The following is a 15,206-nucleotide window of genomic DNA, read 5'->3' on the forward strand; positions in this document are numbered from 1 at the left end:
GCTCCTTGTTTCAGGCCAGCAGCGACAAGTCGCGCAGCAACGCCTGCAGCCCCTCTGGTACCAGCGGGCCGATGCGGTCGAAATCGGCGCTGTCACACCAGCGGGCGCGGAACGGGCTGCCGTTGGACTCGTGGCCATTCAGCCAGGCTTGCTGGTACAGGCTGGCGTCGTCGAAGCGCGCATCGTACACCTGCACGATCTCATGCCCCGGCGTGCCGGCATAGGTGAACAGGCTCTCCAGGGTGCCTAGCAGGCGCACATCACTGATTGGCTGGTCCAGTTCTTCGCGGATTTCGCGAGCGATGGCGTCACGACCCGGTTCACCGAATTCGATACCGCCACCCAGCGGGCGGCACAGCGTCTGGCCACTGGCCGGGTCATCGAAGACGTTGACCAGGATCTTGCCCTGGTGATGAAAGACACACAGTGCCAGCGAGCGGATGCGTGGTTCCAACAGCGGCTTGAGGAAGCTGCGCTCGTAGCTGAGGATGAAACGCTGCTCGGTTGCCATGGCCACTGCGGCGATGCACTGCGGGTCGGTTTCGGCCTGTTTGCGGTACTGCTCGTAGGCGGCGAGGCTGGGGAAGCTGAACAGGCAATAGGCGACGTTGTTGGCGCCTTCGGCGGGCAGGAAGTAGCCGTGATGCTTGCCGCCCATGCGCGTGACAAGGCCCATCCACAGCCGTGAATAGGCCTCGAACGCGGGCAACTGGTAAGGGTCGACGAGGTATTTGACGTGGCAGGTGATCAACGGGCTCGTTCCTTCGAGGCGATACGGGGCGCACACCTTAGCCTGATTGCTCAACGTCGTCGACGCCAAGCTAGCCTTCCTTGCGCCAGATCAGCTTGCTGGTGTCATAGCCCTGTTTCTGGGCAATTGTCAGCAGTTGTTCGCGTACCTGATCGGTAATGGCGGGGGTACGCGAAAGCAGCCACAGGTATTCGCGGTTGGGGTGGCCGACCAGCGCCACGCGGTAGTCCTTGTCGTGGTACAGCACCCAGTATTCACCCTTGGTCAGGTCCGGCGCCAGGCGGCTGAACCAGTTGTCGAAGCGTACCCAGAGCTTGTCGGTCTTGCCGGGTTGCTGGGCTTCGGCGATGCCCTTGGCTTCGTTCCACTGGCCGTCTTTTTCCTTGCAGCGGTTGGTCACGTCGATGCGCCCGTCCTCGCGCAGGCCATAACGTGCCTCGGACTGCACGCAGTTGCGCTGGAAGAACATCGGCAGTCGGGCCAGTTCATACCAGGTGCCCTGGTAGCGTTGCAGGTCGACCTGCTCGGTGGTCGGTGGTGCCGGGTGATCGTTGCCGGCGCAGCCGAGCAGGGCCAGGGTCATGCAGGAAAGCAACAGCGTAGTGCGCAGCGCCATGGTTGACCTCCTTGGAGCGGATAGGGGCTTACCTGTGTTTCGATGCTGGCGCGGGGCAAAAGTTGTACGCAGTTACGTTTTGTCGAATGATCCGGTCTGCACCTGGCCTGCGCGCACGTAACGGGCGATGACCACGCCCTTGGGCGAAACCACGGAATGCTCCAGGGTGAAGGCTGCGGCCGCCGCGTCATGACCGAACAGGCGCTTGCCGTGGCCGAGCAGCAGCGGGTGGATCAGCAACTGCAGTTCATCGACCAGGCTTGCTGCCAGTAATTGCTGCACCAGCTCGGCGCTGCCTTGGGTCAGCAGGGCGGGGCCCTCCTGTTGTTTCAGCACACTCACCGCAGTGGTGATGTCCGTGCCCAGGGCTTGGCTGTTGTGCCAGTCGAGGGTAGCGGGGTGGTGAGTGGCCACATGCTTGGCCACGCTGTTGAACAGATTGGCGATGGAAAAATCTTCCGAGTTGTCTTTTATCTTTGGCCAGTAGCCCGCGAAGATATCGTACGTGCGCCGGCCCAGCAGCAGTTCGAAGGGCTGGCTGAACAGGTTCTGCATGGCCTGGCCGAATACCTCTTCGGCGTAGGGCACGATCCAGCCGCCGTAACTGAACCCGCCGCTGGTATCTTCCTGTGGGCCGCCGGGGGCCTGCATGACGCCGTCGAGGCTGATGAAGGCGGCTACGATGAGTTTGCGCATGGGGACTCTCCTGATGCCAGCCGGGGTGGCTGTGGGCATTGGGTAGTCGAATGGCGCAGGGCAGAATCGACAGCGGAAACCTGTGCCGGCCCTTTCGCGGGTGAAGCCCGCTCCCACAGGTACTGCACAGTTTTCGAAACCTGTGGCGATCCTGTCGGAGCGGGTTTGTTCGCGAAAGGGCCGGTACAGGTCTACATCACAACCAGTAGGTCACCGCCCACCACCCCAGCCCACCCATGACCACGGTATAGGGCAATGCCATCCACACCATCCGCCCATACGACAGCCGGATCAGCGGCGCAATCGCCGAGGTCAGCAGGAACAGGAACGCCGCCTGCCCATTTGGCGTGGCCACGCTGGGCAGGTTGGTGCCGGTGTTGATCGCCACCGCCAGGGTTTCGAAGTGCTCGCGGCTCATCCCGCCATTGAGGAACGCCTGTTTCACCTCGGTGATATAGATGGTGGCGACGAACACATTGTCACTGATCGCCGACAGCAAACCGTTGGCCAGGTACAGCATGCCTGGTTGCTGCTCGGCCGGCAGCGTCAGCACCCAGCTGATCAATGGGCTGAACAACTGCTGCTGATGAATCACCGCCACCACGGCGAAGAACACCACCAGCAATGAGGTGAACGGCATCGCGTCCTGGAACGCGCGGCCCAGGCGGTGTTCATCGGTGATCCCGGTAAACGCGGTAATCAGCACGATCACCATCAGGCCGATCAGGCCAACTTCCGCCACGTGCAACCCCAGGCACACGATCAGGATCAGCGCGGCCAGGCCTTGTACCCACAGTGCAATGCGTTGGGCCTGGGTGCGCGCGGCATCGTCTTGCGCCGCATAGGTCGCCAGCACCTGGCGCACCGGTTCGGGCATCAGCGTGCCGTAACCGAACAGGCGCAGCTTCTCCAGCAGCACGCAGGTCACCAGGCCGGCGGCGAGCACCGGCACCGACACCGGCGCTACCTTGAGGAAGAAGTCGGCGAAGTGCCAACCCATCTCATGGCCGATCAGCAGGTTCTGCGGCTCGCCCACCAGCGTGCAGACGCCGCCCAGGGCAGTACCGACGGCGCCGTGCATCAGCAGGCTGCGCAGGAAGGCGCGGAACTGGTCGAGGTCATCACGGTGCAGCTGCGCTACCTGCTGGTCGCTGTCCAGCGCAGTCTCTTCGCGTGGGTTGGCCCCGGAAGCAACGCGGTGATAAACCGCGTAGAAGCCGACAGCGGCACTGATGATGACGGCGGTCACCGTGAGTGCATCGAGAAACGCCGAGAGGAACGCCGACAACACGCAGAACAGCAATGCCAATACCGGTTTGGAGCGCACCCCCAGCAGGATGCGCGAGAACAGGAACAGCAGCAGCTCTTTCATGAAGTGGATGCCCGCCACCATGAACATCAGCAGCAGGATGACCGGGAAGTTGTGCACCAGTTCGTCATACAGCGCCTGCGGCGTGGTCATCTTCAGCAGCAAGGCTTCGACCAGCAACAGGCCGCCCGGCATTAGCGGGTAGCACTTCAGGGCCATGCCCAAAGTAAAAATGAACTCGAGCACCAATGCCCAGCCAGCGGCAACCGGGCCAACGCTGACCAGCAGCAGTGGGTTGAGCAGCAGGAACAGGCAGATAACCGCCTTGTACCAAAGCGGCGACTGGCCCAGAAAACCATGGGCAAGGGCCCTGGGCAGGGAGCGGGTCATGAATATGTTTCCTTATGATTCGACAATGGCGCACGGTGCCGCATCGCTGCGTCTTAGGCAAGGCATGCAGTCCCGTTTTTGGCACAAGTGCGGTCATCGGGCTGGGTTACCATCCGCCGTATGAACCCTTCACCCTCAGGAGTGCCGCCCGTGACCGAATACAGCGCATTCAAGGTCGAACTGACCGACAACATCGCCCACGTCCAGATCAACCGCCCGGAGAAGGTCAACGCGATGAACGCGGCCTTCTGGGAAGAGATCATCGAAATTTTCCAGTGGGTGGACGACACCGACGCCGTTCGCGTGGTGGTGATCAGTGGTGCTGGCAAGCATTTTTCCGCCGGTATCGACCTGATGATGCTGGCCTCGCTGGCCGGGCAGATGGGCAAGGACGTAGGGCGCAATGCACGCTTCCTGCGCAAGACCATCCAGCGCCTGCAGGCGTCGTTCACGGCCGTGGACAAATGCCGCAAGCCGGTACTGGCGGCGGTGCAGGGCTACTGCATCGGCGGCGCCATCGACCTGGTCTCGGCCTGCGACATGCGCTACTGCAGCCGTGATGCGCAGTTCTCGATCAAGGAAATCGACATGGGCATGGCTGCAGATGTCGGCACACTGCAACGTTTGCCACGTATCATCGGTGACGGCATGATGCGTGAGCTGGCTTTCACCGGGCGCAGCGTCGAGGCCGACGAGGCGCTGCGCATAGGCCTGGTCAACCGGGTCTATGATGATCAGGCCGCATTGCTCGACGGGGTCTTTGCCATCGCCCGCGAGATTGCCGCAAAATCACCGATCGCCGTGGCCGGCACCAAGGAAATGCTCAGCTACATGCGCGACCACCGCATCGACGATGGCCTGGACTACGTCGCTACCTGGAACGCCGCGATGCTGCAGTCCGAAGACCTGCGCGTGGCCGTGGCGGCGCACATGAGCAAACAGAAACCGACGTTCGCCGACTGATCGGGCCGGGGGACGCGCAGTCAAGGAATCCCCCGACATGTCAGCACGCTGGACTACCGCAGTACTCGACCCGCAGATTACCGGGGGGCTGGCCGTGGCCCGCAGCCCGGAAGGGTTTTTGCTGGACGACAACGGCGCGCTGTTCCCCCGTGAATGGCTCAAGCGCCAGGACCTTGACGTGCTGTGCGAGCACGGTATCGGCCACTTCGACGGCCAGCCGCTGTTCCTGCTGGAACTGCGCAGTGCCACCCAGGTACCGGGCTGCAGCTGGCGCGGCCTGCGCGCGTTCATGCTGGAAGGCGACTTCGACATCTACAAAGTGCTGGGCTATGCCGCACAGATCGGCACCTGGGCCCGCGAGCACCGCTTCTGCGGCAGCTGTGGCCAGGCGATGACGCAAATCCGTTGGGAGCGGGCGATGTACTGCAAGCCCTGTGACCTGCGCAGCTACCCGCGCATCTCGCCGAGCATGATCGTGCTGGTCACCCGTGGCGACCAGATTCTGCTGGCGCGTTCGCCGCGTTTCGTCACCGGTGTATACAGCACCCTGGCCGGCTTTGCCGAACCGGGCGAGTCGGCCGAGGACTGCCTGGTGCGTGAAGTGCGTGAAGAAGTGGCGGTGGAGGTGCAGAACATCCAGTACGTCGGCAGCCAATGCTGGCCGTTCCCGCACTCGATGATGCTGGGTTTCCATGCCGAGTACGCGGGCGGCGACATTGTCATGCAGCCGGACGAAATCGAAGACGCCCAGTGGTTCAGCGTCCACGACCTGCCGCCGTTGCCGGCCGGGCGCTCGATTGCCCGATACCTCATTGACCTCTATGTCGCTCGCCGCTTAGGCCTGCCCGAACCAGTGCTGCCACGCTAGGCGCACGGTCAACCCCAGCACCACGGTGATGAACACCGGGCGGATGAACTTGCTGCCGCCGCTGATCGCCGTGCGTGCGCCGAAGAAGGCGCCGACCATCACCGACAGGCCCATGCACAGGCCGACCACGTAATCGACTTGCCCGGAAATGATGAACACCGTCAGCGCCGCGATGTTGCTGACGAAGTTCATGCTGCGTGCCACACCGCTGGCCCGCACCAGATCGATGGGGTACAGCAGCAAGGTGCTGACCGTCCAGAACGCCCCGGTACCCGGACCGGCCACGCCGTCGTAGAAGCCCAGGGTGAAGCCCTGCGGCATTTGCCACTTTTTCTTGATGGGTGCATCGGCATCCAGCGGTGCCTTGGGCGTGCCGCCAAACAGCAGGTAGATGCCACAGGCGAAGACGATCACCGGTAGCATCTTGTTCAGCCATTCGGCTGGCATGTAGTGGGCTACTACAGCGCCGATCAGTGCGCCGACCAGGGTGGCGAACAGCGCCGGGCGCCATTGCGCCGGGTGGAAGAGTTTGCGTTTGTAGTAGGTGAAACCGGCAGTGGCCGAGCCGAAGGTGGAACTTAGCTTGTTGGTGCCCAGTACCAGGTGCGGCGGCATGCCGGCGGTGAGCAGCGCCGGGGTGGTGAGCAGGCCGCCACCACCGGCGATGGCATCGATGAAACCGGCGACGAAGGCGACCAGGGCCAGGATCAGGAGGGTTAGGGGTTCTACGGTGAGTTCGAAGGGCATGGGAGGCTTTCAAGCTGAAGGGCAGGCTGCGGCAAATGACCGCGAGGAGTGGTGCAATGATAATACGGAGTGCCTGAGCTTGTAAGTCGTCGATGTGTGCAGGCGATCCAAGACCAGCCTCACACCGCCATGCTCGTTGTAGAACCAGTTGAAATATTAAGACTGATTTCTAACCTCGATGGCTGCTAATTGGGCGGAATGCAAATCTCTTTCAAATTCTTCAAGTCTAGCTACATATTTTTCAATTCTTCTCTGTTTGTCGTGGTACTTCAATGCATCTTCTGAATCCATGGAAGCTGCCAAGGGGAAGTCGCCACTGTCCGATGTAGGCCGTCTGCTTGCTCTCTCGTAGAGCGCTGTCTGGACGTCGATGCCGTAATCCCCGCGCTGGAGTTCCTCAATGTGCGTTGCTTCATATGCTCTACTGGACTTTTCAAGTTTATAAATTCTGTAGATTGCTTTGTAATGTTTTTTGCGAGCGCTGTCGGCCTCCAGGATATCCCCGTATTGCTTCTTCAAGTTAGGGTCTTCATTGAGGGCCCTTGTGGCCTTGGTGCGATAGTAGGCCTTGGTTCTAAATATCGGGACATGCCCTGAGGGGTCGTAAGAGTTTATCGGGTCGCCTATGCAATAGGCGTATGCATTACGTATGTTTTCGCCAAATGGGCTGAAGCTGTCAGGGGACAAGAAGCGTGCCAGCGCCGGGCTGAATATTCGGTATCCATTGCCAAGGGGATAGCCGTTTATTAGAGCGTCCAGGCGCTGGCCTGCAAAGCCAAGCGTGCTGGCCGAAGTGAGTGCCGAATTGTGGTATCCGTAGGACGTGTAAGCGAATCTGTTTGTGGTCCGCGACATGATCAGCCTTTAGTCTCGAGCAGTGGGCGTATCCTCAAGCAGACTCCGCTAACCCACAACTGGCAGAACTGCCAGGTGCAGCGCGGCCGGTCGCTGGCAAACCAAGGCTCCAAGCAACCGGCTCAAATAATGCTCAGTTTCTGATAAACGCCAGCAAATCCGCATTGATCACATCGGCATGGGTAGTCGGCATGCCATGCGGGTAGCCCTTGTAGGTTTTCAACGTGCCATTGGGCAACAGTTTTGCCGACAGCGGTCCGGAATTTTCATAGGGCACGATCTGGTCATCGTCGCCATGCATGACCAGTACGGGCTGCTGGATGCCCTTCAGGTCCTCGGTGAAGTCGGTCTGGGAAAACGCCACGATGCCATCGTAATGGGCCTTGGCGCTGCCGATCATGCCCTGGCGCCACCAGTTGCCAATGATGCCGTCGCTGGCTTCGACACCGGGGCGGTTATAGCCGTAGAACGGCCCGGCCGGCACATCCCGGTAAAACTGCGCCCGGTTGCTTGCTACCTGCTCCTGGAACCCGTCGAACACCGACTTGGGCAGGCCGCCGGGGTTGCCGGGTGTTTGCACCATCAGCGGGGGGACGGCGGCAATCAGTACCGCCTTAGCCACCTTGTCGCCAGGATGGCGGGCCATGTAGCGCACCACTTCGCCGCCACCGGTCGAGTGGCCGACATGCACGGCGCCCTGGATGCCCAACTCCTCGACCACGGCCGCCACGTCGTCGGCGTAGTGGTCCATGTCGTGCCCGTCCCATACCTGGCTAGAGCGGCCATGGCCACGGCGGTCGTGTGCGACTACGCGGTAACCCCTGGCGAGGAAGAACAGCATCTGCGCGTCCCAGTCGTCGGCGCTCAGCGGCCAGCCGTGGTGGAAGTGGATGACCGGCGCGTCGCGCGGGCCCCAGTCCTTGTAGAAGATCTGTACGGCGTCCTTCGTGGTTACATAGCTCATGGTCGTATCTCCTGGATGCAGGGAGCGAAGGGAGCTATTGAGAATAGGAGGGATTTTGCTGGGTATCGGGGAGTTGTCGATCAGACGCGGTCGCGCATCCGGTACCAGGCTTTGGCGGCGGCTTCCAGCGGTGCCGCCAGCAGGTCGCCGCCGGGGAAGCGGCCATTGTCGATGCCTTGGTACAGCCTCAGCAGGTCGTCGTCACCCAGAATGGCATCGCTGACCGCGCGCGCCGCGGCCAGGGTAGGCAGTACGCCGTGGCCGGAGAAGCCCTGCAACCAGTAGCGCTGGCCCGCGCAGCCGACATCTGGCGTGCGCTGGATGCTGCAATCGATATGGCCGCCCCAGGCATAGTCGATGGCCACCCCGGCCAGTTGCGGGAACACCCGCTCAAGGTAAGGGCGGGTGGCGTTGGCGACATCCTTCGGAATGCCGCCCAGGTAGGTGCAGCCACCTCCAAACAGCAAGCGATTGTCCGGGGTGAGGCGGAAGTAATCGGGCACGAACTGGTTGTCGATCACGCAGCTGTTGCGCGGCAGAAGCGAGCGGGCGAAGTCGGGGTTCAGTGGTGCGGTGGCCACCTGGTATGAACCGACCGGCAACAGCCGGCGAGACAAGCTGCGGTCCAGGCGGTCGATGTAGGCGTTGCAGGCCAGCACCAATACCTGGCTGCGTACTTCGCCGTGATCGGTGCGGGCAACATAGCCGTCGCCGGCCTGCTGGTAGCTGAGCACCTGGCTCTGTTCGTAGATGCGCCCGCCAGCGGCTTCAAGGGTGCCGGCCAGCCCTTGGGCCAGTTTCAGCGGATTAAGGTGCGCGCCTTTTGCGTCGTATAGCGCCGCCTGATAGCGCGGGCTGTCGATCCATTGCGGCAGCTCGTCGCGGCCGATCAGGCGCAGGGCGTCGTAACCCCATTTGCGTTCAGCATCGTGCAGGGCTTCTTCAAGCAGTTTCACCCGCCGCGGCAGCACGGCGGTCCACAGGCTGCCCAGCCGGTAATCGATATCGAAACCATGCCGCCCGGGCAGCTCACGCAGCTCCTCGGCGGCCCAGCACATGCTCGCCCACAGGCGCTGGGTGCGTTCCAGACCCAGGGCCTTCTCCAGCGGGGGCATGTCGCACGACCAGCCCAGCAGGGCCTGGCCACCGTTGCGGCCGGACGCGGCCCAGGCCACGCGGCTGGCCTCGAGCAGTGTCACGCGCTTGCCGGCCTGGGTCAGGCGCAAGGCGGTGTGCAGCCCGCTGAAGCCGGCGCCGATGACCAGCACGTCGGTGTCGTGGGTGCCTTGCAGGGTGGGGCGCAGGGGGATGCTGGCGGGGTAGGTCTGGGCGTAGTAGCTGGCGATATGCTGGGCAGACTGCTTGAACATGCAATGGCCTCATGAAAATTATTGTGGTTATTTTCATGAAAACTTAGCAGGTAAATTTCATGATGCCAATGGGGTGGGCAAGGTTTGTGGTTTGCCTGGATGTTATGTAATGCCTGATATGGCCCTATCGCCGGGAAGCCAGCTCCCACAAGATCGACACAGTTCTCGAATTATGTGCAGGGCCTGTGGGAGCTGGCTTGCCGGCGATAGGGCCGACAGTGCAACCGCTTCAGGTTGCCGCCTTTTTCCGAGGTTGACGCGGCTTGCTCGCAGTCTTCGCGCCTGTCGTCTTACCTTTCCCGCCGCTACGGCGCTTTTTTTTCCACGGCGGCGCAGCCCCCGCCGCCGGCCCGCTGATGATCATGCGCATGCCGCTGCAGCGCTCCACCAGTTTGCCCATCCACGCCGACTGCCGGGCTACGAACTCTTCCAGGCTCATCTCGCCGCTCTGCACCATGTCCAGCGCCTGCTCCCAAACTGCGGTGGTGCCCGGGTCGGCAATGGCGCGGGGTACGGCATCGATCAGGCTGAAGGCTGCGGGTGTGGCCGCCAGTGCCTTGCCGTTCTTGACCAGGTAACCGCGGTCGAGCAGGCCCTGGATGATGCTGGCACGGGTGGCCTCGGTGCCGATGCCGGTAGTTTCCTTGAGCTTCTGCTTCAGCCGTGGATCGTCCACCAACTTGGCCACGTTCTTCATGGCCTTGATCAGGTCACCTTCGGTAAACGGCTTGGGTGGCTGGGTCCACAGGTCCTTCAGTTGCAGGCCCTGCACGCTGCAGTCCTGGCCTTCGCGCAGCGTTGGCAGCACCTGCGCAGGCGGTGCTTCGCGGCCCTTGGCCGGGGTCAGCGCTTCAGGCAGCGCACGGCGCCAGCCCGGTTCGACGATCTGCTTGCCCACCGCGCGCAGGGCATGGCCGGCGCAGTCGAAGTCGGCCTGGGTGCGGTCGTACTCATGGTTGGGCAGGAACTGCGCCAGGTAACGGGCGCGTATCAGGGTGTACACCGCCTTGTGCTTGGCCGGCAGGCGCGACGGGTCGCTGGCGGCGGCGGTGGGGATGATGCCGTGGTGGGCGCTGACCTTGGCGTCGTTCCACGCCCGCGAACGGCGCTGCGGCTCCAGGTGGGGCTGTAGTGGTGCCAGGCTGGCATCGGCCCGTTGCAGCGCGGCAAGAATGGCCGGTGCTTCGGCGTGCTGGCTCTGGGGCAGGTAGCCGCAGTCGCTGCGCGGGTAGGTGATCAGTTTGTGGGTTTCGTACAGGGCCTGGGCGATGTCGAGGGTTTCCTGGGCGCCAAGGCCGAACTTTTTCGAGCACAGCTCCTGCAGGGTGCCCAGGTCGAAGGGCAGCGGTGCGGCTTCGCGCACGCGCTCGGTGGCCACTTTTACCGCCCGGGCCGTGCCGGCATTGCCGATGTCTGCAGCGGCCTGTTGTGCCAGACCCTGCTTCAGGCAGCGGCCCTGATCGTCGCAAGCATCCTCAGGAGCACGCCATTGGGCGTTGAACCGCTGGCCAGCGTGTTCGAGTTGAACATCGATGGCCCAGAACGGCACCGGCACGAAATCGGCGATGCTGCGGTCGCGGTCGACCACCAGGCGCAAGGTGGGTGTTTGCACCCGGCCCACCGGCAGTACGCCCTGGTAGCCGGATTGCCGGCCCAGCAAGGTGAACAGGCGGCTCATGTTCATGCCGATCAGCCAGTCGGCCCGCGAGCGGCCCAGCGCCGAATGGTACAGGTTGAAGGTTTCGTGACCTGGCAGCAGGCGGGCCAGGGCCTTGCGGATGGACGCGTCGTCCAGTGCCGACAGCCACAGGCGTTGCACCGGGCCACGGTAGCGGCAATGCTCGACCAGCTCGCGGGCGATCATCTCGCCTTCGCGGTCGGCGTCAGTGGCAATCACCAGCTCCCGTGCTTCGCCGAGCAGGCGCTTGACCGCCTTGAACTGGCTGGCGGTCTTGGGCTTGACCAGCATCTTCCACGTGTCCGGGATGATGGGCAGGTCGGCCAGGTTCCAGCGCTTGTAGCGTTCGTCGTAGCTGTCGGGCGGGGCGGTTTCCAGCAGGTGGCCGATGCACCAGGTGACGCAGACGTCGGTACCTTGCCAACAGCCGTCGCCCTTGCGGGTGGCGCCGAGCACTTTGGCGATGTCTTTTGCCTGGGAGGGTTTTTCGCAGAGGAACAGGCGCATGGCCGGGAACGCTTCATCGGGGGTGATGGGCACTAGGATGCGCAAGCGGGGGCGCGGAGGCAAGTTTTATCTGGATGGATGTACAGGTTTTGTCAGCAGGAATGTCTGTCGCGTGTGCCGGCCCTTTCGCGGGTGAACCCGCTCCCACAGGGACCGCACAGCATTTGGGGGCTGTGGGGTACCTGTGGGAGCGGGTTTACCCGCGAAGAGGCCGGTACAGGTTATGGATCAGGCGCGTGAGTCGCGCACCATGTCCACATGCGGGATGCCGGCTTCGAGGAATTCCTCGCTGACCACGCGAAAGCCCAGGCGCTCGTAGAACGGCGTGGCGTGCACCTGTGCACTGAGCGTCTGCTGCTTCAGGTCGCGGTTCTGCGCTTCGGCGATTACCGCGTTCATCAGTGCATCACCCACCTTCAGCCCGCGCCAGTCCTTCAGCACCGAAATGCGGCCGATGGTGCCGTCCGCCAGCAGGCGGGCAGTACCGATCGGGTAGTCGCCTTCCAGGGCCAGGAAGTGCAGTGCGTCGTTGTCTTCCGAGTCGAACTCCAGCTCTGGCGGGATGTGCTGTTCGGCGACGAACACCGCTTCACGAATGCGACGGATATCGGCATTGTCCTTGTGCCAATCGGCAAGGCGCACATGAATCTTATTCATCGGCGAATCCCAGGCTTCCTTGTTTGACCAGTTGCTGTACCAGCATAAGGCCATCTTCGTCTTCCAGCCACTCTGCCAGGTTTTCGATGTGCAGCGCATCGGCCGCGCACACCAGCTTCAGCAGCTCGCGCAGTTTACCTGGCAGCGGGCAGCTGCGGCCGCTGGCGAACAGCATCAGATCGTCGTTGAGCTCGGACCAGGCCATGCGCGCGCTTGGGTTGCGGATCAGGATGGCGCCATCCTCGAGGGCTTTGACCAGCTCTTCTTCGCTCAGCTCTTCGCCTGCAACCTGCTCCGGGTAACGCGGCTCGGTCATGAACTGGCCGAACCAGGTCAGCAGCAGGTCCTTGTCGCCCATGTGCTTGTCGAGCAGCGCCTTCAGACGGTCGAGGGCGTCGTGCTGGATCTGGTGCGGGTCGGCGACCGGCTGGGCGTCGGCGTCGCTGTAGCGCTCTTCGTCAGGCAGGAACTGGCCGAGGAAGTCGGTGAAGTGGGTCAGCACTTCGGCGGCGCTTGGGGCACGGAAGCCAACCGAGTAGGTCAGGCAGTCGTCCACGGCCACGCCGTAGTGGGCCAGGCGCGGTGGCAGGTACAGCATGTCCCCGGGCTCCAGGGTCCACTCGCCGCTCTGTTCGAAGTCGGCGAGGATACGCAGGTCGGCGTGTTCCAGCAGCGGGCTGTCGCTGCTGCACATCTGGCCGATCTTCCAGTTGCGCTGGCCGTGGCCCTGCAGCAGGAACACGTCGTAGTTGTCGAAGTGCGGGCCGACGCTGCCGCCAGGGGTGGCGAAACTGATCATCACATCGTCGATGCGCCAGCTGGGCAGGAAGCGGAAGTTTTCCAGCAGCTCGGCGACTTCCGGGACGAACTGGTCGACGGCCTGCACCAGCAGGGTCCAGTCCTTTTCCGGCAGCTCGGCGAAGGTTTCTTCGCTGAACGGGCCGCGGCGCAGCTCCCACGGGTGTGCGCCATGTTCGAGCACGATGCGCGACTCGACTTCTTCTTCCAGGGCCAGGCCGGCCAGTTCGTCGGGGTCGATCGGGCTGATGAAGTCCGGGAAGGCCTGGCGCACCAGCAGCGGCTTCTTCTGCCAGTAGTCGCGCATGAATTCGCGGGCCGAGATGCCGCCGAGCAGCTGCAGTGGAGTATCAGGATTCATGTTCAACCTATTGAAAAAACGTAATTTTCGTCCGGGAATAAAAACGCCCGGCCAGGCCGGGCGTTGCACGCGACGGTCGGCTTAGATGCGCTTGGCCTGGGCTGCCGCGTTACCGATGTAGGTAGCGGGGGTCAGCTGCTTGAGCTCGGCCTTGGCTTCGGCTGGCATGTCCAGGCCATCGATGAAGGTCAGCAGCGCTTCAGGGGTGATGCCCTTGCCACGGGTCAGCTCCTTGAGCTTCTCGTAGGGGTTCTCGATGTTGAAGCGGCGCATTACGGTCTGGATCGGCTCGGCCAGCACTTCCCAGCAGGCGTCCAGGTCAGCAGCGATGCGGGCGTGGTTGACTTCCAGCTTGCCGATGCCTTTCAGGCTGGCTTCATAGGCGATGATGCTGTGGGCAAAGCCCACGCCCAGGTTGCGCAGCACGGTGGAGTCGGTGAGGTCGCGCTGCCAGCGCGAGATTGGCAGCTTGCTGGCCAGGTGCTGGAACAGCGCGTTGGCGATACCCAGGTTGCCTTCGGAGTTTTCGAAGTCGATCGGGTTGACCTTGTGCGGCATGGTCGACGAGCCGATTTCGCCCGCGACGGTCTTCTGCTTGAAGTAGCCCAGCGAGATGTAGCCCCACACGTCACGGTCGAAATCGATCAGGATGGTGTTGAAGCGGGCGATGGCGTCGAACAGCTCGGCGATGTAGTCGTGCGGCTCGATCTGGGTGGTGTACGGGTTGAACTGCAGGCCCAGTTCGTCTTCGATGAAGGCGCGGGCGTTTTCTTCCCAGTCGATCTGCGAGTAGGCGGACAGGTGGGCGTTGTAGTTGCCCACGGCGCCATTGATCTTGCCCAGCAGCGGCACGGCGGCGGCCTGGGCGATCTGGCGCTCGAGGCGGTACACGACGTTGGCCAGCTCTTTACCCAGGGTGGTCGGCGAAGCCGGCTGGCCGTGGGTGCGCGACAGCATTGGCACATCGGCGTGGGCGTGGGCCAGGGCGCGGATGGCGTCGGCGATCTGGCGCATCAGCGGCAGCAGCACGTCGTCACGGCCGGCGCGCAGCATCAGGGCGTGGGACAGGTTGTTGATGTCCTCGCTGGTGCAGGCAAAATGGATGAACTCGCTGACGTTGGCCAGCTCTGGCAGCTTGGCAGCCTGCTCCTTGAGCAGGTATTCGATTGCCTTGACGTCGTGGTTGGTGGTGCGCTCGATTTCCTTGACACGCTCGGCGTGTTCCAGCTTGAAATCGCTAGCCAGGCTGTCCAGCAGGGCGTTGGCTTCGGCGGAAAACGCCGGCACTTCGCCGATCTGCGGGTGGGCGGCCAGGCGCTGCAGCCAGCGCACTTCGACCAGGGCGCGGAAACGGATCAGGCCGAATTCGCTGAAAATGGGGCGCAAGGCCTGGGTTTTGCCGGCATAACGGCCGTCTACAGGGGAAACCGCAGTGAGCGAAGAAAGCTGCATGGGGTGTTCTCGGACAGTCAGGCTTTTGGAAGGGCGCATATCATACATGAAATTTGCGCCCGAGTCGGGTGGCTGACCAAAGGTCTGGCCATGGATCAGGTGCGGCTTTGTGCATTGCCTGTTCTGGCCTCATCGCCGGCAAGCCAGCTCCCACAGGTTACTGCGCAGGCCTTGAGCACAGTGCAAACCCTGTGGGAGCTGGCTTGCCGGCGATGAGGCCGGAA

General features: G+C 62.9%; 14 protein-coding genes and 1 pseudogene. 2 read left to right on the top strand and 13 right to left on the bottom strand.

Annotated elements, in window-relative coordinates:
- Positions 1-10 precede the first annotated feature (10 nt).
- The 5 genes and pseudogenes from AC5O5R_RS09120 to nhaB form a co-directional block, all read right to left on the bottom strand.
- A complete protein-coding gene (locus tag AC5O5R_RS09120) occupies positions 11-457 on the bottom strand; it encodes an NUDIX hydrolase (RefSeq protein WP_494512746.1) in 447 nt (148 codons plus the stop codon).
- Positions 452-751, bottom strand: a pseudogene (locus tag AC5O5R_RS09125) (NIPSNAP family protein); the annotation flags it as partial. The pseudogene AC5O5R_RS09125 and the gene AC5O5R_RS09120, both read right to left, overlap by 6 nt.
- Positions 752-821: 70 nt before the next feature.
- A complete protein-coding gene (locus tag AC5O5R_RS09130) occupies positions 822-1,367 on the bottom strand; it encodes a lipocalin family protein (protein ID WP_172224742.1) in 546 nt (181 codons plus the stop codon).
- 72 nt (positions 1,368-1,439) lie between these two features.
- Complete coding sequence (locus tag AC5O5R_RS09135; protein WP_494515196.1) at positions 1,440-2,063, bottom strand: dihydrofolate reductase family protein; 624 nt, start codon at positions 2,061-2,063, stop codon at positions 1,440-1,442.
- Between the two features lie 196 nt (positions 2,064-2,259).
- The gene (nhaB, locus tag AC5O5R_RS09140) at positions 2,260-3,762 is read right to left on the bottom strand and encodes a sodium/proton antiporter NhaB (protein ID WP_494515197.1); all 1,503 of its coding nucleotides are present in this window, start codon (positions 3,760-3,762) and stop codon (positions 2,260-2,262) included.
- Positions 3,763-3,912: 150 nt separating this feature from the next.
- Between nhaB and AC5O5R_RS09145 the strand changes: the two genes are divergently transcribed.
- Complete coding sequence (locus AC5O5R_RS09145) at positions 3,913-4,725, top strand: crotonase/enoyl-CoA hydratase family protein (protein WP_172286347.1); 813 nt, start codon at positions 3,913-3,915, stop codon at positions 4,723-4,725.
- Between the two features lie 37 nt (positions 4,726-4,762).
- The gene (nudC, locus tag AC5O5R_RS09150) at positions 4,763-5,593 is read left to right on the top strand and encodes an NAD(+) diphosphatase (protein WP_172223352.1); all 831 of its coding nucleotides are present in this window, start codon (positions 4,763-4,765) and stop codon (positions 5,591-5,593) included.
- On the opposite strand, the gene AC5O5R_RS09155 is transcribed toward nudC, so the two are convergent.
- From AC5O5R_RS09155 to purB, 8 genes are all read right to left on the bottom strand, one after another.
- Positions 5,561-6,340: a TSUP family transporter gene (locus AC5O5R_RS09155; RefSeq protein ID WP_172286346.1), complete on the bottom strand. Its 780-nt coding sequence runs from the start codon at positions 6,338-6,340 to the stop codon at positions 5,561-5,563. The two genes, nudC and AC5O5R_RS09155, sit on opposite strands and share 33 nt — an antisense overlap.
- A 156-nt stretch (positions 6,341-6,496) precedes the next feature.
- Positions 6,497-7,195: an RHS repeat-associated core domain-containing protein gene (locus AC5O5R_RS09160; protein WP_494515198.1), complete on the bottom strand. Its 699-nt coding sequence runs from the start codon at positions 7,193-7,195 to the stop codon at positions 6,497-6,499.
- 133 nt (positions 7,196-7,328) lie between these two features.
- On the bottom strand, positions 7,329-8,159 hold the full coding sequence (locus AC5O5R_RS09165; protein WP_494515199.1) for an alpha/beta fold hydrolase: 831 nt from the start codon (positions 8,157-8,159) through the stop codon (positions 7,329-7,331).
- Between the two features lie 80 nt (positions 8,160-8,239).
- Positions 8,240-9,529 (bottom strand): NAD(P)/FAD-dependent oxidoreductase, encoded by a 1,290-nt coding sequence (locus tag AC5O5R_RS09170; RefSeq protein WP_494515200.1) that lies wholly within the window; start codon positions 9,527-9,529, stop codon positions 8,240-8,242.
- Between the two features lie 229 nt (positions 9,530-9,758).
- Positions 9,759-11,714, bottom strand: a complete 1,956-nt coding sequence (locus tag AC5O5R_RS09175; protein ID WP_172286351.1) for a DNA topoisomerase III — start codon at positions 11,712-11,714, stop codon at positions 9,759-9,761.
- Positions 11,715-11,942: 228 nt separating this feature from the next.
- Positions 11,943-12,371 (bottom strand): GNAT family N-acetyltransferase, encoded by a 429-nt coding sequence (locus tag AC5O5R_RS09180; RefSeq protein ID WP_494512371.1) that lies wholly within the window; start codon positions 12,369-12,371, stop codon positions 11,943-11,945.
- A complete protein-coding gene (locus AC5O5R_RS09185; RefSeq protein WP_172223336.1) occupies positions 12,364-13,530 on the bottom strand; it encodes a ribosomal protein uL16 3-hydroxylase in 1,167 nt (388 codons plus the stop codon). Before AC5O5R_RS09185 ends, AC5O5R_RS09180 begins: the two co-directional genes overlap by 8 nt.
- An 81-nt stretch (positions 13,531-13,611) precedes the next feature.
- Positions 13,612-14,982 carry an adenylosuccinate lyase gene (purB, locus tag AC5O5R_RS09190; protein ID WP_172223333.1) on the bottom strand — a complete coding sequence of 457 codons (1,371 nt, stop codon included), beginning with the start codon at positions 14,980-14,982 and terminating at the stop codon, positions 13,612-13,614.
- Positions 14,983-15,206: the final 224 nt, after the last annotated feature.

This window comes from Pseudomonas sp. 8_5_2 (assembly GCF_059295255.1).

Excerpts from the sequence above, each read along its gene's own strand:
- purB (WP_172223333.1), bottom strand. The coding sequence starts at position 14,982 with ATGCAGCTTTCTTCGCTCACTGCGGTTTCCCCTGTAGACGGCCGTTAT.
- AC5O5R_RS09130 (WP_172224742.1), bottom strand. The coding sequence starts at position 1,367 with ATGGCGCTGCGCACTACGCTGTTGCTTTCCTGCATGACCCTGGCCCTG.
- AC5O5R_RS09155 (WP_172286346.1), bottom strand. The coding sequence starts at position 6,340 with ATGCCCTTCGAACTCACCGTAGAACCCCTAACCCTCCTGATCCTGGCC.
- AC5O5R_RS09135 (WP_494515196.1), bottom strand. The coding sequence starts at position 2,063 with ATGCGCAAACTCATCGTAGCCGCCTTCATCAGCCTCGACGGCGTCATG.
- AC5O5R_RS09185 (WP_172223336.1), bottom strand. The coding sequence starts at position 13,530 with ATGAATCCTGATACTCCACTGCAGCTGCTCGGCGGCATCTCGGCCCGC.
- nudC (WP_172223352.1), top strand. The coding sequence starts at position 4,763 with ATGTCAGCACGCTGGACTACCGCAGTACTCGACCCGCAGATTACCGGG.
- AC5O5R_RS09170 (WP_494515200.1), bottom strand. The coding sequence starts at position 9,529 with ATGTTCAAGCAGTCTGCCCAGCATATCGCCAGCTACTACGCCCAGACC.
- AC5O5R_RS09175 (WP_172286351.1), bottom strand. The coding sequence starts at position 11,714 with ATGCGCCTGTTCCTCTGCGAAAAACCCTCCCAGGCAAAAGACATCGCC.
- AC5O5R_RS09180 (WP_494512371.1), bottom strand. The coding sequence starts at position 12,371 with ATGAATAAGATTCATGTGCGCCTTGCCGATTGGCACAAGGACAATGCC.
- nhaB (WP_494515197.1), bottom strand. The coding sequence starts at position 3,762 with ATGACCCGCTCCCTGCCCAGGGCCCTTGCCCATGGTTTTCTGGGCCAG.
- AC5O5R_RS09160 (WP_494515198.1), bottom strand. The coding sequence starts at position 7,195 with ATGTCGCGGACCACAAACAGATTCGCTTACACGTCCTACGGATACCAC.
- AC5O5R_RS09165 (WP_494515199.1), bottom strand. The coding sequence starts at position 8,159 with ATGAGCTATGTAACCACGAAGGACGCCGTACAGATCTTCTACAAGGAC.